Here is an 18,851-nt window from a genome sequence, read left to right on the forward strand (position 1 = left end):
CATGCGCACGGTTCGGGACGCGGCGCTGGATGTGCTGCGCCACCGGGGGTTGACCACGATCTTCGCCAACCCCGGCTCCACCGAGGTGGCCTTCCTGGCCGACCTGCCGGACGACTTCGACTTCGTGCTCGGGCTGCACGAGGGCGCGGTGGTCGGCATGGCCACCGGGTGGGCCACCGCCGCCGACCGCCCGGCGTTCGTCAACCTGCACACCACCGCCGGACTGGGCAACGCGGTCTCCGCGCTGGCCACCGCCCGGGCCAACCGGGTGCCGCTGGTGGTGCTGGTCGGCCAGCAGGACCGCCGGCACCTGGCCAACCGGCCGTTCCTCACCGGCGACCTGGAAGGCTTGGCCGGTGTATACCCGGTGTATACCAACCAGCCGCCTCGTCCACAGGACGTCCCGGGCGCACTGGCCCGGGCCTGGCACGAGGCCCGGCTGGGCCGAGGGCCGGCACTGGTGATCGTGCCCAGCGGGGACTGGGCCGAGCCGGCGGAGGACGTGGAGCTGCCCGCGCCGGACGCCATGCGCACGGCGTCCTCGCTGGAGGAACGGGAGCTGGACGAGCTGGTCGCCCTGGTCGGCGGCGCCGCGCGCCCGGCGCTGGTGGTCGGCGCCGACGCGGACCGGCCGGACACCTGGACCGCGCTGGTCGAGCTGGCCGAGCGGCTGGACTGCCCGGTCTGGCAGGAGGCGTTCGCCGCGCGCGCCGGCTTCCCGCAGGACCACCCGCGCTTCGCCGGGCACCTGCCGTCCGGCCGGTCCCGGCTGCGCGACACCCTGGACGGGCACGACGTGGTGTTGGTGGTCGGCGGGCCGGTGTTCCGGCAGTACCTGTACGAGCCGGGACCGCTGCTCCCGCCGGGCGTGAGAGTGGCCCTCCTCACCGACGACCTGGAAGACGCCAAACACAGCCCCGCCGAACTGGCGCTCGTCGCCGAGCTCCCCTCCCTCTGCCAACGCCTGACCGAGCGGCTCCCACCCCGATCCAGCCCGATTCAGCCACTTCAGCAGGGTGGTTCAGCCACTTCAGCGGGGTTGGCGGCCCAATCGGGGATACCGGCCGGCGTGGGGATGGCCGCCGGCGCGGCGGCGGATCCCGGCTCGGCAACCGGGCCGGCCCTGCGCGCGGCGGATGTGATGACGGCACTGGCGCGGCGGCTGCGCCCGGACACCGTGGTGGTGGAGGAGACCCCTTCCAGCCGGCCGCAGCTGCACCGGTTGCTGCCGGCGCGGGAGTCGCTGGGCTACCTGAGCGCGGCCATGGGCGGGCTGGGTTTCGCCTTGCCGGCCGCGATCGGCGTGCGCATGGCCCGGCCGGACCGCCCGGTGGTCGCGGTGGTCGGCGACGGGTCCTCGCTGTACGGCATCCAGGCGCTGTGGAGCGGCGCGCACTACTCCTGCGGCGTGCTGTTCGTGGTGCTGGCCAACGGCCGCTACGCGATCATGGACCGGCTGGCCGAGCAGCACGGCGGCAAGCCGCCCTGGCCGGCGTTCTCCGAGGTCAGCGTGTCCGCCCTGGCCCGGGGGCTGGGCTGCCCGGCGGAGTCGGTGCACACCCAGGAGGAGCTCGGCGACGCGCTGGACCGGGTGGTGCCCACGTTGCCCGCGCGGACCAACCCGCTGGTGTTGGAGGTCGCGGTCCGCCCGGATCCGACGTTCCAGCAGTAACTTTACGAGTCCGTGAACCGGGGTTGCCGGCCTTCCAGGAATGCGGTCATGGCCTCGCCGGCGTCGGCGGTCAGGCTGGCGGTGGCCTGGGTGCCGGCCTCCATGGCGATGCCGGCGCCCAGCGACCCGGTTTCCAGCTGGTGCCACATCACCTGCTTGGTCAGGCGCACGCCGAACGGGCTGTTCCCGGTGATCTCCCTGGCCACGCCCAGCGCGGCGTCGATCAGCGAATCGTCCGGCACCACCCGGGAGACCAGGCCGATCCGGTCGGCTTCGGCCGCGTCGATCAGCCGGCCGGTGAGCATCAGCTCGAACGCGCGGGACGCACCGATCAGCCGGGGCAGCAGCCAGCTCACCCCGATCTCGCAGCCGGACAGCCCGATCCGCACGAACCCGTCGGCGAACCGGGCCGACGCCCCGGCCAGCCGCACGTCGGAGGCCACGGCCAGCGCCAGCCCGCCACCGGCGGCCGCGCCGTTGATCGCCGCGATGACCGGCTGCGGCAGCGCCCGCAGCTCGGTGACCAGCGAGGCGATCCGTTTGATCAGGCGCATCCGGTCCTGGGGTGAGGAACCCGGCAGCCGGCCGTCCTGGCCGGGCGCGTAGCCCTTGAGGTCCAGGCCGGCGCAGAACCCCCGGCCCCGGCCGGTCAGGATCACCACCCGGCAGGAGTCGTCGGCGGCCAGCAGGCCCAGTTGCTCGTGCAGCTGGTCGACCAGGTTCTCGGTCATCGCGTTGAGCCGGTCCGGGCGGTCCAGCTCCAGCAGGTGGATCCCGGGTTCCAGCTCCCGCCGGTGCACGACCTGTGTCATGCGGATCACGATAACGGGGTTACGCGGTCACCGCAGGGCGGATCCGGACTGCCAGTGCGGCCAGTCGAGCTCCCAGTCGCCGTAGGTGTCGTACACCGGAAGCGCCGGCCCGCCCGAGTTGGTGATCTCCACGACGTCCCCGACGTTGAAGTGGTCGAAGAACCACTTCGCGTTGGCCGGGCTCAGGTTCACGCAGCCGTGCGAGACGTTGGAGTCGCCCTGCTGCCCGGTGGACCACGGCGCCGAGTGCACGAACTCGCCGTCGTTGGAGATCCGCAGGTCCAGGTCGACCTTCTCCTTGTAGTAACCCGGGTCGCCCTCGCACACCCCGTAGGTGCACGAGTCCATGGTCATCGTGGGCATCTTGTCGGAGACCACGTGCGGCCCGAGGTGCGACGGGTGGCCCGGCGAGCCGAGGCTGATCGGCATGGTGTTGACCAGTGCGCCGTTGTGGAAGATCTGCATCTGCTCGACCTTGCCGTCGGCCTTGGCGACCCACGAGTCGTGCACGTGCACGGTGAGGTCCCGGTTCAGCTCGCCGAACGTGCCCTTGCCCAGGTCGACGCCGAACATCCCGGCGTGCAGGGAGATCGTGGTGTTCGGCTGCCAGTACTCCTTGCCCCGGTAGTGCGCCTCGCTGGGCGAGATCCAGTACCAGGAACCCGGCTGTTCGGGGCTGGTGGTCACCTTCAGCGCGCGCTCGGCGGCGGCCCGGTCGGTCACCGGGTGGTCGAACTTCACCACCAGCGGCTGGCCGACCCCGACGCTCTGCTGCCCCGGCGCCGGGATGAACGACGGGTAGGCCAGCAGCGCCGGCTTCACCGTGTTCACCGTGCGGGTCTGGTGCACCGGCTGGCCGTCCGCGCCGACCGCGGCCACGTCCACCCGGTAAGCCGTGCCGTAGGCCAGCCCGACCGTGGTGTGCCAGCCGCCCTTGACCGCCTCGCCGGGCACCGACGCGCCGCGCGGGTCGGTCACCTTCACCGTCTGGACCGTCCCGTCGGCCACCGCGACGCTGATCGGCGTGGCCGGGTTGGCGCCGTTGATCGCCCCCGCATCGGTCGGACTCCCCGGCGTGGCGGGCGCCGGAGTGATGGCCGGCAGCGTGGCGGCGGAGGCGATGGCGACGCGGGCGACCGGCGCCGGCGGCGCGCTCTCCGGTAGCGCCTGCTCGATCGCTCCCGGCCCACGTGTCGCCGTGACCAGTGCGGCCACCCCGATCAGTACCGATGCGATACCGAGCGCCCCGGACGCCCACCGCCGAGGCGCGGGCGCCACGGCAAACCCACTAGCACTCCCCACAACACCCCATCCTCACCGACCAAACCTGAGAACCCCCCACCGGGTCCACCCCCGCGAGTCGGGGATCCAGGTACGGCGAGTCGGGATTTCGTGCTCGGTGAGTCGGGGATTCGTGCTCGGTGAGTCGGGGATTGGGGTACGGCTGGGTGGTCGTTCAGTCCAGGCCGCCGCGCTTGACCAGTTGGGCGGCGATGACGTTGCGCTGGATCTCGTTGGTGCCCTCGCCGACGATCATGAGCGGGGCGTCGCGGAAGTAGCGTTCCACGTCGAACTCGGTGGAGTAGCCGTAGCCGCCGTGGATGCGCACCGCGTTCAGCGCGACCTCCATGGCCACCTCGGAGGCGAACAGTTTGGCCATGCCCGCCTCCATGTCCACCCGCTGGCCGGCGTCGTAGCGGCGCGCGGCGTAGAGGATCAGCTCGCGTGCGGCGGTCAGCTTGGTGCCCATGTCGGCCAGGTAGTTGCCGATCGACTGGTGCTGCCAGATCGGCTTGCCGAAGCTCTCCCGCTCCTGCGCGTAACGCAGCGCGTCATCGAACGCCGCGCGTCCGACGCCCAGCGCCCGGGATGCAACCTGTATACGCCCGGTCTCCAGGCCCTTCATCATCTGCCCGAAGCCCTTGCCCTCGACCCCGCCGAGCAGGGCGTCCGGCCCGGCGCGGTGGTCGTCGAAGGAGAGCTCGCAGCTCTCCACGCCCTTGTAGCCGAGCTTGGGCAGGTCGCGGGACACGGTCAGGCCCGGGCCGTGCTCCACCAGCAGGATCGAGATCCCGGAATGCTTGGGCGACGCGGCCGGGTCGGTCTTGCACAGCAGCGCGATCAGCTGGGAGCGGCGCGAGTTGGTGATCCACGTCTTGGACCCGTTGACCAGGTAGCCGCCGTCGTCCTGGCGGCGCGCCGTGGTGGTCATGGCCTGCAGGTCGGAGCCGCCGCCGGGTTCGGTGAGTGCCATGGTGGCCCGGATCTCACCGGTGGCCATCTTCGGCAGGTACCGGTCGCGCTGGGAATCGGTGCCGAACTGGAGCAGCAGCTTGGCCACCACGGTGTGTCCGCCCATCGCCCCGGCCAGCGACATCCAGCCGCGCGCCAGCTCGGCGGTGACCAACGCGTAGCACGGCATGGACACCGGCGCCTCGCCCCACGGCTCCGGGATCGCCAGCCCGAAGATGCCGAGCGCCTTCATCTGCTCGATCAACTTCTCCGGGTACTCGTTGGCGTGCTCCAGCTCGCGCGCCACCGGCCGGACGTCGCGGTCCACGAAGTCCCGCACCGTGTCGACAACGGCCTGCTCCTCGGCACTCAGCATGCCCCATACAATATAGAAAGTAGACGCCGAGCGGCCCCCGATGTCGCGCATCCCACCCAGATCGACGTACGCCGAGCGGCCGCGCACCCCGCGAGAGAATGCCGGCGGCGGCCGTCGGAAATTGTTTCCGAATTCGGTGCTAAACGGCCGCCGGTTGCTGAAGTTTCGATTAAGGATTGGCGCTCTCCGGCCGGCCGGGCGATACAGTGATCGCCATCACGCCGAAGAAGGGGAGCGTCGATATGCGCGCGCGACGAGCATTGGTTCGCATCGGTGTGCCGGTGGTGGCCGCGGTCTGCGCGGTCGGCCTGACCAGCGCACCCGCCCTGGCCATGACACCGAACGCCGGCAGTGGGGCGGCGTTCGAGTCGGTCAGCCCGAAAAGGTGCGTACTGGGTGGCGGGCACATCGTCTATCGCGGCCACAAGTACCGGGGCAACCGGCACCGCGATTGGGACCGCTGGGTGCAGCTGCGCTGCAAAGGCGGTCGCTACTCCGGCGAAAGCATTCGCTACTAAACCTCGTCCAGCGCCGCACGGAGCGCCTCGGCCAGCAGGTCCAGGTGCTCCGTGGTCGCGGTGAGCGGCGGGGAGAACGCGATGGCGGAAATGGTCGCGCGGGAGAGCACCCCGTGTGACCGGGCCGCCGCCGACACCGCGCCCGGCAGGCCGGGGTTCGCGGCCAGCCGCTCCGGGTCGAGTTCCACCGCGCCGAGGAAGCCGACGCCGCCGCGCGCCGACGCGACCAGCGGGTGGTCGGTGAGCGCGGTCAGCCGGGTGTACAGCTCGGTCTCCAGGCCGCGCGCCCGGGTCAGCAGGTCCTCGCGCTCCATCACCGCCAGGTTGGCCAGGCCGGCGGCACACGCGGCGGGGTGGCCGGCGTAGGTCGGGCCGTGCCGGAACGCCACGCCCGGGGTGTCCCAGAACGGCGCGGCCACCTCGGCCGACGCCAGCACCGCGCCGAGCGGCTGGTAGCCGCTGGTCACGCCCTTGGCGCAGGTGATCAGGTCGGGCCGCGCGTCGAACCGCTCGATGCCGAACCAGTTGCCCAGCCGGCCGAAACCGCAGATCACCGCGTCCGCGATGAACAGCACGCCGTTGCGGTGGCAGATCTCCGCGACCGCCTCCAGGTAGCCGGGCGGCGGGGGCAGCACGCCGCCGGCGCCCATCACCGGCTCGGCGAAGAACGCGGCGACCCGCTCGGCGCCGATGCCCGCGATGGTCTTCTCCAGTGCGACCGCGTCGTCCCACGGCACCTGGATGACGTCCGGCACGAACGGCCCGCCGATCCGGTTCGGCGCGATGCCGCCCAGCGCGGTGCCCAGCCCGTGGGTGCCGTGGTAACCACTCTCGCGGGAGAGGAGGACGGTGCGCTCCGGCTGGCCGGTGAGCGCGAAGTGCTGGCGGGCGATCTTGCCGGCGGTGTCGATGGAGTCTCCGCCGCCGCTGGTGAAGAACACCTTCGCCCCGGTCATCGGGGCTCGCGCGGCCAGCTCGTCGGCCAGGCGCAGTGCCGGCTCGTTGGCCATGTCACCGAAGGTGTGGTAGGCGTCCAGCTGGTTCATCTGCTTGGCGACCGCTTCGATGATCTCCTTGCGGCCGTGCCCGACGTTCACGTACCAGAGCGCGGCGGTGCCGTCGAGGTACCGGTTGCCCTCGGAGTCCCAGACCCAGACGTCCTCCGCTCTGACCATGGTCACGCGCTGCTTGCGGACCTGGTTCATCGCGGCGAAGGGGTGCCAAAGGGTTTCCGCTCCGGGGTTGCTCACCGTGGTCTCCTCCGCTGGGCGCCAAATTGTCCGGTTGTTGACAGTAGCCGGGGCGGGGAAAGCAACGACATGATGGAATCCGAAACCGATCCGTACTCGCGTTGTGGATTCCCTAATCATGATCTTTCAGGATGTGTTGGACCACCGGGAGTTCGGCCTGCGCGAACTGGTGCGCGGCCCCCGCTCCCACGGGCGGGCGGTGCTCGGCGCGCACGTGGTGGAGGCGGCCAACCCGTCCCGCTGGGTGCCGCCGCAGTGGATCGTGCTGACCACGGGGCTGCGCCTCTGGCGGGACCCGGCGGCACAGCGGGAGCTGGTCGCCGAGCTCGCCGAGGGCGGCGTCGTCGCGCTGGGCTTCGGCACCGGAATCGTGTTCGACCAGGTGCCGAAGGCGCTGTTGGAAGAGGCGGAGCGGCGCGCCTTCCCGGTGTTCGAGGTGCCCGAGCGCATCCCGTTCCGGGAGATCGTGCGGATGGTGGACACCGCGCTGCTGGGCCAGGACCTGCGCACCTTCCGCCGCACCGCCGCGATCACCGACGGCCTGGTGCAGGCGCTGGGCGAGCCGGACCCGGAGACCGCGCTGGTCGCGGCGCTGGCCGGGGCGCTGCGCGCGGAGGTCTCGCTGCACACCGAGGTCGGCGCGGTGCTTTTCACCACCGGGTCCTACACCACCGGGTCCGGCGCCGAGGCCCGCTGGCGGCGGCTGCGCGAGCTGCCGCTGAACGCGCCGCCGGTGGAGGTGATCGACGCGGACGGGCTGTTCGCCACGGCGGTGGAGGTGGACGGCGACATCACCGGGTGGGTGCTGGTCGAGGTGTCCCGGGGATCGCTCGCGGTGCCGGTGATTCTGCGCGCGCTGACCGTGGTGGGGAAGTTGTTGGAGGGGCTCGGCACGGTTCGCGGGCGTGAGCTGGCCCGGCGGCGAACGGCCCGGGCGGAGTTGTTGCACCGTGCGCTGGCACTGCGGCCCGAGTTGCCGGCCGGTGTGGTGGCCGAGCTGCGTGATCACGGCCGGGCGCTCGGGGTCGACCCGGACGTGCCCGGTCGGGTGCTGGCGTTGCGCCTGGCTGGCGTGGCGCCGGAACCGGAGGCTCCGCGTACCTCAGATCCCGACTCGCCGTACCCGGATTCCCGACTCGCGGGGCGGGAATCCGCGGCCCGACGTACCCAGAATCCCGACTCGCCGTACCCAGATCCCCGACTCGCCGAGCGCGGGAGCCCGACTCGCCGGGGACGAGAGGCCGACTCGCCGGTGGAGGTGGCGGGGGTGGAGCGGGTGTTGGCGGAGTGGCGGGTGTCGTATTTGGTGGCGGGTGATTCCGGGCGGGTGGTGGTTTGGGTGGTCGAGGGGGCGGGGTGGACGGGGGAGGAACTCGGTGAGGCGTTGCTGGGGGTCGCCGACGTCGTCGCGGTGGGGGTTGGGGCGCGAGTCACCGGGCTGGCCCGGGCGCGTGAGGGGTTGGCGGACGCGGAGTTGGCGCTGGCGTCGGCGACCACTGCCCGGCCGGTGGTCAGTGCGGATCGGCTGGGGGTGGCGGAGTGGTTGGTGCTGGCGGTCGGCCCGGAACGGGTGAAGGAGCGGGCGGCCACCGTGCTGGCGCCGCTGCGCGAGCAGGGGTTCCTGGTGGACACGTTGCGGGAGTACCTGCGGTGCGCGCTGTCCGTGCCGGCCACCGCCCGCGCGCTGCACGTGCACGAGAACAGCGTCCGGCACCGGCTGGCCCGGGTCCGCGCGCTGCTCGGCCGGGAGCTGCACGCCCCGGACACGCTGGCCGACCTGCACCTGGCGCTACTACTGGAGGTCAGCCGTTGAGGAAGGCCTCCAGCGAGCCGGTGTGGTAGCGGCCGGCGACGAAGTCGGGCCAGTCCAGGATGCGGCCGTGCAGGGCGGCGGTGGTGGCCACCCCCTCCACCCGCAGCTCGGCCAGCGCGCGGCGGGCGCGGGCCAGAGCGGCCGGCCGGTCGGGCGCCCACACCATCAGCTTGGCCAGCAGCGAGTCGTAGAAGGGCGGCACCACCCGGCCGGACTCGAACCCGGTGTCCACCCGCACCCCCGGGCCGGCCGGCGGGCGCATCAACGACAGGGTGCCGGGGGAGGGGAAGAAACCGCGCGCCGGGTCCTCCGCGTTGATCCGGAACTCCATCGCGACGCCCCGCGCGACCACCTCGTCCTGGGCGAACGGCAGGGGCGAGCCGTCGGCGATGCGCAACTGCGTAGCCACCAGGTCCACGCCGGTGACCAGCTCGGTGATGCCGTGCTCCACCTGGATGCGGGCGTTCACCTCGATGAAGTAGTACGCCCAGGTCGACGGGTCGACCAGGAACTCCACCGTTCCCGCGCCCCGGTAACCGACCTCGCGGGCCAGGCGCACCGCCGCCGCGCCGATCTCCTTGCGCAGCGCCTCGGGCAGCCCGGGGGCCGGCGCCTCCTCGACCAGCTTCTGCCGGCGGCGCTGCAGCGAGCACTCCCGCTCGCCCAGGTGCACCACCGAGCCGTGAGCGTCGGCCAGCACCTGGATCTCCACGTGCCGGGCGTCCACGATGCACTTCTCCACGAACAGACCGCCGTCGCCGAACGCGCTCTCCGCCTCTCGGGCGGCGGAGGTGAACTCGGCCGGCAGCTCTTCCGCCGACCCGACCCGGCGGATACCCCGGCCGCCACCGCCGGCGGCCGCCTTCAACAGCACCGGGAAGCCCACCTCGGTCGCGTACTCGAGCGCGGCCCCGGCGGACGCCAGCCGGCCGCTGCCCGGTACCACCGGAACGTGCGCCGCCTCGGCGGCGGCCCGCGCGGACACCTTGTCGCCGACCCGTTCGATCACCTCGGCCGGCGGCCCGACGAACACCAGCCCGGCCGCTTGACACGCCCGGGGCAGCGCGGGGTTCTCCGCGAGGAAGCCGTAGCCGGGGTGCACCGCGTCGCAGTTTGTGTCGCGCGCCGCGCCAACCACCTGGGAGACGTCCAGGTAGCTGGACCGGGCCGGCGCCGGCCCGATCGGAACGGCCTCGTCGGCCAGCGACACGTGCAGCGCGTCCGCGTCGGCCTCGGAGTACACGGCGACGGCGGTGAGCCCGAGGTCCCGGCAGGCCCGGATCACCCGGACCGCGATCTCGCCCCGGTTGGCGACCAGTACCCGGGAGATCACGTCAGGCGGACCAGCGGCTGGCCGGCGTCCACCGCCGTCTCGTTCTCCACCAGGAACTCGGCCACGGTGCCGGACTCCTCGGCCTGGATCTCCTGGAACATCTTCATCACCTCGATCAGCCCGATCACTGTGCCGGCGTCGACCGCGTCGGACTCGGCGACGAACGGCGGCGACTCCGGATCCGGCCGGCGGTAGAACACCCCGGGGAACGGGGCCGCGATCACGTGTTCGCTCATTGAGTTAGCTCCCCAGTGCTTCGCGGACCCGGGCGATCCGGGCGGTCTGCTCGTGCCGGGCCTCGAGCGCCTCGTCCAGGGTGACCTGCACGAACCGGGTCACGTCGTTGGTCTTGGACTGGCCGGCGCGGCCCAGGTCGGCGCTGATGATGGTGGCGATGGTGGCGTAGCCGCCGCCGGTCACCGCGTCGTTCAGCAGCGCGATCGGCTCGGCCCCGCCGGGCACCTGGATGGAGCCGATCGGGTAGCCGATGTCCACCACGTTGGCCGGGTCGCTGCCCGCTCCGGCCGGCGGGGTGCGCGGCTCGAAGTCGATCGAACCGCCCCGGTACCGGTAGCCCACCCGGTTCGCGTCGGGGGTGACCCGCCAGTCCGTGGTGAAGAACGCGGCCAGGCTGTCCGGCACCACCCGGTAGCTGGACAGCCCGACGACCACCCGCAGCTCCACCTGCGCCGGGTGGCGGGTGCGCAGTTCCTCCGGGACGCTCGAACCCGGCCTCGACGCCTTGGACGCGCCCAGTTTCAGCTCGTCACCGGCCCGCAGCTGACGTCCGTCCAGGCCGCCCATGCCGATCAGCGTGTAGGTGGCCCGGCTGCCCAGCACGGTCGGCACCTCGATCCCGCCGGCCACCGAGAGGTAGGCCCGCGCGCCGGCCCGCAGGTAGTCGAAGGACAGCACATCGCCGGAGCGAACGGCATGCGCGGTCCACCCGTCCACCGGCTCGCCGTTGATCTTCGCCGGCATGTCGGCGCCGGTCACCGCGAGCACCGTCGGCTCGGTGAAGACCAGCTCCGGACCCAGGTACGTGCACTCCAGGCCCGCCTCGCCGCCGGCATTGCCGACCAGCATCGCCCCCACCTCGTAGGCGTACCGGTCCATCACCCCGGACGGCGGCATGCCCAGGTGGTAGCCGCCGATCCGGCCCCGGTCCTGCACCGTGCTGAACAGGCCGGGTTTGCGCACCTCAATCGGCATCGAGCGCTCCTTCCAGCCGGCCGGTGGTGGCGGCGGGGTCGGCGAACCAGTCCGCCGGCACGAACTCCACCTCCCGGATCCGGTAGCGGAACGTGCCGTTCTCCACCGCCTCGCGGGTCGCGTCGTACTCGGCGCGGTCCACCGACCGGTAGCGGTGGACGTCCCCCGGCCTGGGGAAGGTGAACTCCTCGCGGAAGTCGTACAGGCGTTGCGTCGGGTCCACCATCGGCGTGGCGACCCGGCCGAACAGCTGGTAGCCGCCGGCCCCGTCCACCGGGTAGATCGCGCTGAACCCGCCGCCCCAGCCCAGCGCCCGCTCCGGGGTGAAGGTGCGCGGGCGCACGTACTTGGGCACCTCGATCTGCCGGTCGGCCGGGGCCAGCTGGTAGCCCCAGGGCAGCCCCGGCACGAAGCCGATCATGGACACGATGAACGGGGTGCCCACGATGGCCTGGACGAACGCGTCTTTGTCGGGGTAGCCGTTCAGCTCGGCGGCGAACTCCAGATCGGTGCGGTCCGGGGTCTGGTGGCGGTCCCGGAAACGCATCAGCGCCTCGTGCGTCCACTCGTCGGCGAACAGCACCGGGATGTCCACGATCCGGGTGTGCAGCGCGATGTCGTGCGCGTCGCCGACCTCGTCGGCCAGCTCACGCAGCCGTTCCATGATCGCGGCCGGGTGGGCGGCATCCGGGTCGACCCGCACCATGTAGGAGGCGTTGGACGGGCAGATCTCCAGCACGCCGGGCAGTTTCAGCTCGGCCAGCCGGTTGGTGATGGCCTGCGCGCGCAGGTGGGTTTCCAGGCTCATCGCCTCGGCCAGCTGGGCGACGATCCACTCGTCCCCGCCGTGGCTGTAGAGCACACCGTTCGCGTCCGGCTTGGCGGCCGTCATGCGATGGCCTCGATGGCCGCGCCGCACTCGGTGACCGCCGCGCGCACCGTGTGCGCGACATCCACCGCGTTCGGGCCGTCCGAGTGGATGCACACGCTGCGCGCCTCGTGCCGGATCGGCGTGCCGTCCTCGGCCCCCACCAGGCCCTCGGTGAGGAACCGCTTGACCTGCGAGGACGCGAACGCCAGGTCGGTCTTCAGCTTGCGCCGCTGGATGATCAGCCTGCCCTCGGGGGAGTAGGTCAGATCCGGGTAGATCTCCGGCACCACCTCGTGCCCGAGCGCTCCCAGCTCCTGGCAGAACGCCGACGTGCCGGCCGGCGCCGGCCAGTAGGCCTTGGTCTCCGGGGCTAGCTTGTGCACCGCCTTGGCCGCCGCCGCGCCGGCCGCCTGGTTGTCCCGCAGGTAGGCGTACAGCGCTCCGTGCGGCTTGACGTGGTGCAGCGGCATGTCCCGGGCGCGCAGGAAGCCGGTCAGCGCGCCGACTTGGTAGGTGACCAGTGCGGCCACCTCCTCCTCGTCCAGCGGGATGAGGCGGCGGCCGAAGCCCTCCAGGTCGTGGTAGCCGGGATGGGCGCCGACCACCACGCCGTGCTGGTCGGCCAGCGCCACTGTGCGGCCCATGATCACCGGGTCGCCGCCGTGGAACCCGCAGGCCACGTTGGCGGTGGTGATCAGGGGCATGATCTCGGCGTCGGCCCCCATGACGTAGTTGCCGAAGCCCTCGCCGAGGTCGCAGTTGATGTCCATGGTCCGGGGTGGCTGGTGATCGCTCATGCTCCCGTGCCTCCTGCCGTTGCCAGCTGGTGTCCGAAGGCTTCCGCGCCGGACGTGACATGGGCAATGTCGAAAACTCTCACAGCTGGCGGGCGGATTGGTGAATCTCCAAGCCGGGCGCTCGACCATGCTGCCCCGGCCGAACGAATGACGGTTAGCCTGTGCCGATGACCGACCCGAAGCTCGAGGCCGGACTCGGTTCGCCCAGGTTGGGGGAGAAGCGGCAGCTGTCCGAGCGGGTGGCCGCCTACCTGCGTGAAGCGATCATGGTGGGCGAGCTGCCCACCACCGGGTACGTGCGCACCGAGCATCTGGCCGCCCGGTTGGGGGTGAGCGCCACCCCGGTGCGCGAGGCGTTGATGATCCTGCAGAGCGAGGGCGCGGTGCGCTGGGAACCGCGCCGGGGGTTCCGCATGCTCCCGCCCACCCGCCAGGACGTGGACGACCTGTTCAACGTGCAGGCCTACGTGGCCGGTGAGCTGGCCGCACGGGCGGTTTCCGGGCTCGACGCCTCGGAGGTGGCCGCGCTGCGCGCGACCCAGGACGCGCTGGTCGAAGCCGTGCTGCGGGGCGAGACCGAGCGGGTCGGCGAGCTGAACCACCAGGTGCACCGGACCATCAACCGGGCGGCCGGCTCACCCCGGCTGAGCAGCCTGCTCAACCTGTTCGTGCACTACGTGCCGCGTAACTACTACGACCGGGTGGCCGGCTGGGCGGACGCCAGCAAGCGCGACCACGAGGCCGTCCTCGCCGCACTGGAAGCCGGCGACCCGGAAGCCGCCCGCGCCGCCATGGTCGAGCACATCGAGAACATCGGCCGCCTCCTGATCGCCCACCTGGACCGCACCGGCGCCTTCACCCGCACCGACCTATCCCCCACCCCCACCTGATCCAGTCGGTTCAGCAGGCTGGTTCAGTCGGTTCAGCAGACTGGTTCAGTCGGTCTAGCAGGCTGATTCAGTGGGTTCAGCAGGCTGATTCAGTGGGTTCAGCAGGGCGATTCAGTCGGTTTAGCAGGCTGGTTCGGTCGGTTCAGCACGGTGACCCGAGCACGGTGCGGCGGAGGGTTTCCCGGTCGGGGTAGGACTCCTGGGCACCGGGGGCGCGCACGGCCAGCGAACCGGCGGCGCTGGCCCAGCGCGCCGCCTCGCGCAGCGGGTCACCCGCCGCCAGCCGGGCGGCCAGCACGCCGGCGAACGCGTCGCCGGCGCCGGTGGTGTCCACGACCTCCGGCGCGGGTATCGCCGGCACCCGGGCGGTGGAGCCGTCGAAGTCGGTGATCACGGCGCCGGCCGGGCCGAGCGTGGTCACCACCGCGCCCGCGCCCCGCTCCCGCAGCCGCCGGTGCGCGGCCTCGATGCCGTCCTCCTCGGGCAGCCCGGCGACCACCGCCTGCTCGTGCTCGTTGACGATCAGCACCGCGCACCGGGCGATCAGCTCGTCGGGCAGTTCGGCGGCCGGCGCGGCGTTCAGCAGGAACCGGCCCCGGCAGGCCTCGGCGGCCCGGGTGACCACGCCGAACGGGATCTCCAGCTGGGCCAGCACCACGTCGTCCTCGGAGCCGGGCGTGCCCGCCAGCGGGTTCCCGGAGTCCGGCCAGCGGTGGTTCGCCCCGGAAACCACGATGATCGTGTTGTCCTGCTCGGCGACGGTGATCCAGGCGGTGCCGGTGTCCACGCCGTCGACCACCGCGACGCCGGAGGTGTCCACGCCGTGCCGGGCCATTCCGGCTCGCGCCCGCTCGCCCTCGGCGTCCGCGCCCACCCGGCCGATCATGGTCACCCGCGCGCCGGCCAGCGCCGCCGCGACCGCCTGGTTGGCGCCCTTCCCGCCCAGGGTGACCAGCGCCTGCTGGCCGAGAATTGTCTCGCCGGGAGAGGGAAATTTGGCCGCAACCACCACGTGGTCGATGTTGATCGAGCCAACCACGGTGACTCGGCCGGCGGCGGCGGGTCGTTCGGTCACGGCGAACTCTGACACGGCGCGCCGCCGAATGGGAAGAGCGCCTCAGCTTTTGTTCGACTCGTCACGCCGCGCTGAGGTCGACAAACGACAATTCTGATAATTGCTTGAAGCTCGTTCTGTGGCAATTCCTTGATCGGTCGCTATGGTTCCGGGCGTTCCGCGTTCCAGCCCTGAAAGGAATTGTTTATGCGAGCGAAGGAAATTTTGCGTGGAATGGGCCGCATCGGATTTCCGGTGATGGCCGCGGTATTCGCGGTCGGCCTGGCCAGCTCCCCGGCCATGGCGGCCACCCCGGGCGCCCTCGGCGCCTCGGCGGCACCGGTCGCCCAGGTGGCACCGGCCGCGCTCGGCAAGCCGCCGGTGCGGCACCGCACGGTAAGCGCCAAGGAGTGTCGGGCCAACCACGGGCGCGTCGCCGGGCCGCGCAACCACCTGGCCTGCCGGGGCGGCAAGTTCAACGGCGACGAGGTCCGCTAGCACTCGGCGCGAGGCGCGGCTCGCCCCGGAACGGGCCGCGCCCACCCGGCCGCTTCCTCGCGCACACGAACAGCCCGTCAGTTGATGTCGAACTCGTTGCCCTCGGGATCCTTCATACCCACCGCGTAGTGGTCGAGGACGCCGTCCTCCAGCAGGGCGCCTACGGTGGTGGCGCCCAGGTCGACCAGCCGGCGGGCCTCGGCGTCGACTCGCTGTTTGCGGGTCTCGATCGGGTCGGCCCGCCCGCCGCTGGCATGAATGTCGAGGTGCAGCCGGTTCTTGACGGTCTTGACCTCCGGGACCGCGTGGAACCAGATGCTCGGCCCGTGGCCGTGGGGATCGCTGATCCGGTCCGCGCCGTCGACAAGTTCCTCCTCGGGCAGTCCGAGTTGACGGTAGAAGTCGTTCCAAGTGGCGAAGCCGGCTGGTGGCGGCGCCAGCTCGTACCCGAGCGCGGCGGCCCAGAAGCGGGCGAGCCGGTCGGGATCCGCGCAGTCGATGACGAGCTGGAATCTGACGGCCATGGTGCCTCCGTTCGTTGTCTGCGCGGCAGCCTGCCCGGGCACCCCGACAGTTTCACTTGTTCGCGCAGGCGTTCCACGCCCGGGATAAAGCCTTTTCTGTGGTTTATCAGAATGGTCAGGCGCGCAGGGTCCGGGCGAGACCGATTGCGGCGGTACGTACCGCCGCCGCGAGCCGGTTGGTGTCCAGCCGGTTGGCCCAGCCGGTGATGGAGATGGCGGCCAGCGGGCGGCCGTCGGCGGTGAGCACGGGCGCGGCCACGCAGGCGATGCCGACGGCCGACTCCTCGTGCTCCTCGGCCACGCCGCGCTCGCGCACGTTGGCCAGCTCCCGCTCCAGCAGCCCGGGCGCGATCACCGTGCGCGGTGTGCGGCGGGGCAGCCCGGCGGCGAACACCGCGCGCAGCTGTTCCGGTGGCAGGAACGCGAGCATCGCCTTGCCCACCCCGGTGCAGTAGGCGGGCATCCGCCCGCCGATCCGGCTGGGGATGCGCGGCCCGGACGCGGCGCCGTACTTCTGCACGTAGACCACCTCGGTGCCGTCCAACACGGCCAGGTGCACGGTCTCGTGGGTGGCCTCGAACAGGTCGGCGAGCATGGGCGCGGCGGCCTCGGCCAGGCCGCGCTGCCGGGGGGCCAGCTGGCCCAGCTCGAACAATCGCATGCCCAGCCAGAACCCGCTCGCGGTGCGTTCCACCACGTCCCACTCGGCCAGCTCGGTGAGCAGCCGCAGCGCGGTGGGCTTGGCGATCCCGGTGCGCCGGTGCAGCTCGGCCAGGGTGAGCTCGGCGTCGCCCGGCCGGAAGGCGGTGAGCAGCGTGAAGGCCCGGCCGAGTACCGAGTTCGGCCCGTCATCATTCCGGTGAGTGGAACGCACCGCTTCATCGTGGCCGGTCGGAGGGGTCATTGTCTAGCGGAACGCTAGGCGAGCACGCGCCCAGTTTGGCGCGTGCGGGGGAGGGAGTGCATGAGCGCGGAGGCGAAGGTACCGGCGGCGATCGTCGGCCCGGGCAACATCGGCACCGACCTGCTGGCCAAGCTTCGGCACAGCAAGCTGATCGACGTGCGCTACATGGTCGGCGTGGTGGAGTCGCAGGGTCTGGCCAGGGCGCGTGAGCAGGGCGTCGCGGCCAGCGCGGAGGGGGTGGACTGGCTGCTCCGCCAGGACCCGCCGCCGCGACTGGTCTTCGAGGCCACCTCGGCGGCCGCGCACAAGGCGAACGCGCCGCGCTACGCCGAGGCCGGTATACAAGCTGTGGACCTGACCCCGGCGCACCTGGGGCCGATGGTCTGCCCGCCGGTCAACCTGCGCGAACACCTGGACGCGCGGAACGTCTCGATGATCACCTGCGGCGGCCAGGCGACCATCCCGATGGTGCACGCGGTGTCCCGGGTGACCCCGGTGCCGTACGCGGAGATCGTCGCTTCCGTGGCCTCCCGCTCCGCCGGACCGGGGACCAGGGCGAACATCGACGAGTTCACCGAGACCACGGCCCGCGCCGTGGAGTCCGTGGGCGGTGCCCAAAAAGGCAAGGCGATCATCATCCTGAATCCGGTGGAACCGCCGATGATCATGCGCGACACGGTCTTCTGCATGATCTCCGCCGATGCCGACCGGGTCGCCCTCGTCGACTCGCTGCACGCCATGGTCGCCGAGATGCAGCAGTACGTGCCCGGCTACACACTGCGCGCCGAGCCGCAGTTCGACGAGCCGCAACCCGGCTGGCGGGGCCACGCCCGGGTGGCGATCTTCCTCGAGGTGAAGGGCAACGGCGACTACCTGCCGCCCTACGCCGGCAACCTGGACATCATGACCGCCGCCGCCGCCCGCGTCGGCGAGCTGATCGCCGCCGCCACCGACCAGGAGGTGCCCGCATGACCCGCCCCGCGCTGGCCCACGACGTCCGGATCACCGACACCACGCTGCGCGACGGGTCGCACGCGATGGCCCACCAGTTCACCGAGTCCCAGGTGCGGGACACCGTGCGCGCGCTGGACGCGGCCGGCGTCGAGGTGATCGAGGTGACCCACGGGGACGGGCTGGGCGGCAGCTCGTTCAACTACGGGTTCTCGCACACCGACGAGCTTCGCCTGATCGCCGCCGCCCGGGAGGAGGCGCGCAACGCGAAGATCGCCGTGTTGCTGGTGCCCGGCATCGGCACCGTCGCCGACCTCAAGCGCGCCCACGACGCCGGCGCCGAAATGGTCCGCGTGGCCACCCACTGCACCGAGGCCGACGTCTCCCCGCAGCACTTCGCCGCCGCCCGTGACCTGGGAATGGAGACCGTCGGCTTCCTGATGATGGCCCATAAGACGCCGCCCGAGAACCTGGCCAAGCAGGCCCGGATCATGGTCGACGCGGGCTGTCAGACGCCGTACGTCACCGACAGCGCCGGCGCGCTGCTCATGCACGAGGCGCGCGAGCGGTTCGAGGCACTGGTGGCCGAGGTGGGCGACGAGGCCTGGGTGGGCTACCACGGGCACCAGAACCTGAGCCTCGGCGTGGCCAACTCGGTGCTGGCCTACGAGGCCGGGGTGCGCTACATCGACGGGTCGCTGTGCGCGCTCGGCGCGGGCGCGGGCAACTCGCCGACCGAGGTGCTCGCCGCCGTGTTCGACCGGCTGGGCATCTCCACCGGCCTGAACGTGCTGGGCCTGCTGGACGCGGCCGAGGACGTGGTGCACCCGTACCTGAACCGCTGGCCCAAGATGGACCGCAACGCCGTGGTGCAGGGCTGGGCCGGCGTGTACTCGAGCTTCCTGCTGCACGCCGAGCGGGCCGCCGAGCGGTACAAGGTCCCCGCGCACGCCATCCTGCGCCGGTGCGGCGAGCTGGGTTACGTCGGCGGCCAGGAGGACATGATCATCGACGTGGCCATCCAGCTGGCGGCGGACGCGGACGCGGGCCGGAGTTGACCCGACACGCGCGGTAATGCTGGCGATCACTAGGTGTCACGTAGTACAACTGGGGTCCCCCGATTCAGTGACTACGGCTTTACCTC

Annotated in this window: 19 protein-coding genes; 7 read left to right on the plus strand and 12 right to left on the minus strand. The window is 71.9% G+C overall.

Going from position 1 to position 18,851, the window contains the following annotated elements:
- Position 1 precedes the first annotated feature (1 nt).
- Positions 2–1,672: a thiamine pyrophosphate-dependent enzyme gene (locus tag ABEB12_RS02785; protein WP_185058794.1), complete on the plus strand. Its 1,671-nt coding sequence runs from the start codon at positions 2–4 to the stop codon at positions 1,670–1,672.
- A 2-nt stretch (positions 1,673–1,674) separates the two neighbouring features.
- Here ABEB12_RS02785 and ABEB12_RS02790 read toward each other — a convergent pair whose 3' ends face one another.
- The 3 genes from ABEB12_RS02790 to ABEB12_RS02800 form a co-directional block, all read right to left on the minus strand.
- Positions 1,675–2,484, minus strand: a complete 810-nt coding sequence (locus ABEB12_RS02790) for an enoyl-CoA hydratase-related protein (protein WP_185058795.1) — start codon at positions 2,482–2,484, stop codon at positions 1,675–1,677.
- A gap of 27 nt (positions 2,485–2,511) precedes the next feature.
- Entirely contained in the window at positions 2,512–3,762 is a 1,251-nt protein-coding gene (locus ABEB12_RS02795) for a L,D-transpeptidase (RefSeq protein WP_345702502.1), read from the minus strand.
- 178 nt (positions 3,763–3,940) lie between these two features.
- Complete coding sequence (locus tag ABEB12_RS02800) at positions 3,941–5,092, minus strand: acyl-CoA dehydrogenase family protein (protein WP_185058796.1); 1,152 nt, start codon at positions 5,090–5,092, stop codon at positions 3,941–3,943.
- A 176-nt stretch (positions 5,093–5,268) separates the two neighbouring features.
- On the opposite strand from ABEB12_RS02800, the gene ABEB12_RS02805 reads away from it, so the two are divergent.
- On the plus strand, positions 5,269–5,610 hold the full coding sequence (locus ABEB12_RS02805; protein ID WP_185058797.1) for a hypothetical protein: 342 nt from the start codon (positions 5,269–5,271) through the stop codon (positions 5,608–5,610).
- Here the strand turns inward: ABEB12_RS02805 and ABEB12_RS02810 are convergent.
- Positions 5,607–6,860: an aminotransferase family protein gene (locus tag ABEB12_RS02810; protein WP_425572191.1), complete on the minus strand. Its 1,254-nt coding sequence runs from the start codon at positions 6,858–6,860 to the stop codon at positions 5,607–5,609. The two genes, ABEB12_RS02805 and ABEB12_RS02810, sit on opposite strands and share 4 nt — an antisense overlap.
- 118 nt (positions 6,861–6,978) lie before the next feature.
- Between ABEB12_RS02810 and ABEB12_RS02815 the strand changes: the two genes are divergently transcribed.
- Positions 6,979–8,673: a PucR family transcriptional regulator ligand-binding domain-containing protein gene (locus ABEB12_RS02815; RefSeq protein WP_185058798.1), complete on the plus strand. Its 1,695-nt coding sequence runs from the start codon at positions 6,979–6,981 to the stop codon at positions 8,671–8,673.
- Here the strand turns inward: ABEB12_RS02815 and ABEB12_RS02820 are convergent.
- Genes ABEB12_RS02820 through ABEB12_RS02840 form a run of 5 tightly spaced genes read right to left on the minus strand, consistent with a single transcriptional unit; the run spans position 8,663 to position 12,886 of the window.
- Positions 8,663–10,006 (minus strand): acetyl-CoA carboxylase biotin carboxylase subunit, encoded by a 1,344-nt coding sequence (locus tag ABEB12_RS02820; protein WP_185058799.1) that lies wholly within the window; start codon positions 10,004–10,006, stop codon positions 8,663–8,665. The two genes, ABEB12_RS02815 and ABEB12_RS02820, sit on opposite strands and share 11 nt — an antisense overlap.
- Entirely contained in the window at positions 10,003–10,242 is a 240-nt protein-coding gene (locus ABEB12_RS02825; RefSeq protein WP_185058800.1) for an acetyl-CoA carboxylase, read from the minus strand. The genes ABEB12_RS02820 and ABEB12_RS02825 overlap by 4 nt, the downstream gene beginning before the upstream one ends.
- Positions 10,243–10,246: 4 nt before the next feature.
- Positions 10,247–11,218 (minus strand): 5-oxoprolinase/urea amidolyase family protein, encoded by a 972-nt coding sequence (locus ABEB12_RS02830; protein WP_185058801.1) that lies wholly within the window; start codon positions 11,216–11,218, stop codon positions 10,247–10,249.
- Entirely contained in the window at positions 11,208–12,110 is a 903-nt protein-coding gene (locus tag ABEB12_RS02835) for a carboxyltransferase domain-containing protein (RefSeq protein ID WP_185058802.1), read from the minus strand. The genes ABEB12_RS02830 and ABEB12_RS02835 overlap by 11 nt, the downstream gene beginning before the upstream one ends.
- Positions 12,107–12,886 (minus strand): 5-oxoprolinase subunit PxpA, encoded by a 780-nt coding sequence (locus tag ABEB12_RS02840; protein WP_221497534.1) that lies wholly within the window; start codon positions 12,884–12,886, stop codon positions 12,107–12,109. The genes ABEB12_RS02835 and ABEB12_RS02840 overlap by 4 nt, the downstream gene beginning before the upstream one ends.
- 167 nt (positions 12,887–13,053) lie before the next feature.
- On the opposite strand from ABEB12_RS02840, the gene ABEB12_RS02845 reads away from it, so the two are divergent.
- Positions 13,054–13,776, plus strand: coding sequence for an FCD domain-containing protein (locus tag ABEB12_RS02845; protein ID WP_185058803.1), 723 nt, complete (start codon positions 13,054–13,056; stop codon positions 13,774–13,776).
- Positions 13,777–13,918: 142 nt separating this feature from the next.
- On the opposite strand, the gene ABEB12_RS02850 is transcribed toward ABEB12_RS02845, so the two are convergent.
- A complete protein-coding gene (locus ABEB12_RS02850) occupies positions 13,919–14,851 on the minus strand; it encodes a PfkB family carbohydrate kinase (RefSeq protein WP_185058804.1) in 933 nt (310 codons plus the stop codon).
- A 237-nt stretch (positions 14,852–15,088) separates the two neighbouring features.
- Between ABEB12_RS02850 and ABEB12_RS02855 the strand changes: the two genes are divergently transcribed.
- Positions 15,089–15,328 carry a hypothetical protein gene (locus ABEB12_RS02855; RefSeq protein WP_185058805.1) on the plus strand — a complete coding sequence of 80 codons (240 nt, stop codon included), beginning with the start codon at positions 15,089–15,091 and terminating at the stop codon, positions 15,326–15,328.
- 77 nt (positions 15,329–15,405) lie between these two features.
- Here the strand turns inward: ABEB12_RS02855 and ABEB12_RS02860 are convergent, their stop codons facing one another.
- Both ABEB12_RS02860 and ABEB12_RS02865 read right to left on the minus strand, forming a co-directional pair.
- A complete protein-coding gene (locus ABEB12_RS02860) occupies positions 15,406–15,852 on the minus strand; it encodes a VOC family protein (RefSeq protein WP_185058806.1) in 447 nt (148 codons plus the stop codon).
- Positions 15,853–15,967: 115 nt separating this feature from the next.
- The gene (locus tag ABEB12_RS02865) at positions 15,968–16,726 is read right to left on the minus strand and encodes an IclR family transcriptional regulator domain-containing protein (RefSeq protein WP_185058807.1); all 759 of its coding nucleotides are present in this window, start codon (positions 16,724–16,726) and stop codon (positions 15,968–15,970) included.
- 90 nt (positions 16,727–16,816) lie between these two features.
- Between ABEB12_RS02865 and ABEB12_RS02870 the strand changes: the two genes are divergently transcribed.
- Together ABEB12_RS02870 and dmpG are read left to right on the plus strand one after the other, a co-directional pair.
- Entirely contained in the window at positions 16,817–17,728 is a 912-nt protein-coding gene (locus ABEB12_RS02870) for an acetaldehyde dehydrogenase (acetylating) (RefSeq protein WP_185058808.1), read from the plus strand.
- A complete protein-coding gene (dmpG, locus tag ABEB12_RS02875; protein ID WP_185058809.1) occupies positions 17,725–18,765 on the plus strand; it encodes a 4-hydroxy-2-oxovalerate aldolase in 1,041 nt (346 codons plus the stop codon). Before ABEB12_RS02870 ends, dmpG begins: the two co-directional genes overlap by 4 nt.
- Positions 18,766–18,851: the final 86 nt, after the last annotated feature.

It is taken from the genome of Actinospineispora eucalypti, assembly GCF_039543365.1.
In the GTDB taxonomy this organism is placed as follows: Bacteria; Actinomycetota; Actinomycetes; order Mycobacteriales; family Pseudonocardiaceae; genus Pseudonocardia; species Pseudonocardia eucalypti.

Coding starts and splice junctions, on each gene's coding strand:
- ABEB12_RS02785 (WP_185058794.1), top strand. CDS start 2: ATGCGCACGGTTCGGGACGCGGCGCTGGATGTGCTGCGCCACCGGGGG.
- ABEB12_RS02790 (WP_185058795.1), bottom strand. CDS start 2,484: ATGACACAGGTCGTGCACCGGCGGGAGCTGGAACCCGGGATCCACCTG.
- ABEB12_RS02800 (WP_185058796.1), bottom strand. CDS start 5,092: ATGCTGAGTGCCGAGGAGCAGGCCGTTGTCGACACGGTGCGGGACTTC.
- ABEB12_RS02815 (WP_185058798.1), top strand. CDS start 6,979: ATGATCTTTCAGGATGTGTTGGACCACCGGGAGTTCGGCCTGCGCGAA.
- ABEB12_RS02825 (WP_185058800.1), bottom strand. CDS start 10,242: ATGAGCGAACACGTGATCGCGGCCCCGTTCCCCGGGGTGTTCTACCGC.
- ABEB12_RS02830 (WP_185058801.1), bottom strand. CDS start 11,218: ATGCCGATTGAGGTGCGCAAACCCGGCCTGTTCAGCACGGTGCAGGAC.
- ABEB12_RS02835 (WP_185058802.1), bottom strand. CDS start 12,110: ATGACGGCCGCCAAGCCGGACGCGAACGGTGTGCTCTACAGCCACGGC.
- ABEB12_RS02840 (WP_221497534.1), bottom strand. CDS start 12,886: ATGAGCGATCACCAGCCACCCCGGACCATGGACATCAACTGCGACCTC.
- ABEB12_RS02845 (WP_185058803.1), top strand. CDS start 13,054: ATGACCGACCCGAAGCTCGAGGCCGGACTCGGTTCGCCCAGGTTGGGG.
- ABEB12_RS02855 (WP_185058805.1), top strand. CDS start 15,089: ATGGCCGCGGTATTCGCGGTCGGCCTGGCCAGCTCCCCGGCCATGGCG.
- ABEB12_RS02860 (WP_185058806.1), bottom strand. CDS start 15,852: ATGGCCGTCAGATTCCAGCTCGTCATCGACTGCGCGGATCCCGACCGG.
- ABEB12_RS02870 (WP_185058808.1), top strand. CDS start 16,817: ATGAGCGCGGAGGCGAAGGTACCGGCGGCGATCGTCGGCCCGGGCAAC.
- dmpG (WP_185058809.1), top strand. CDS start 17,725: ATGACCCGCCCCGCGCTGGCCCACGACGTCCGGATCACCGACACCACG.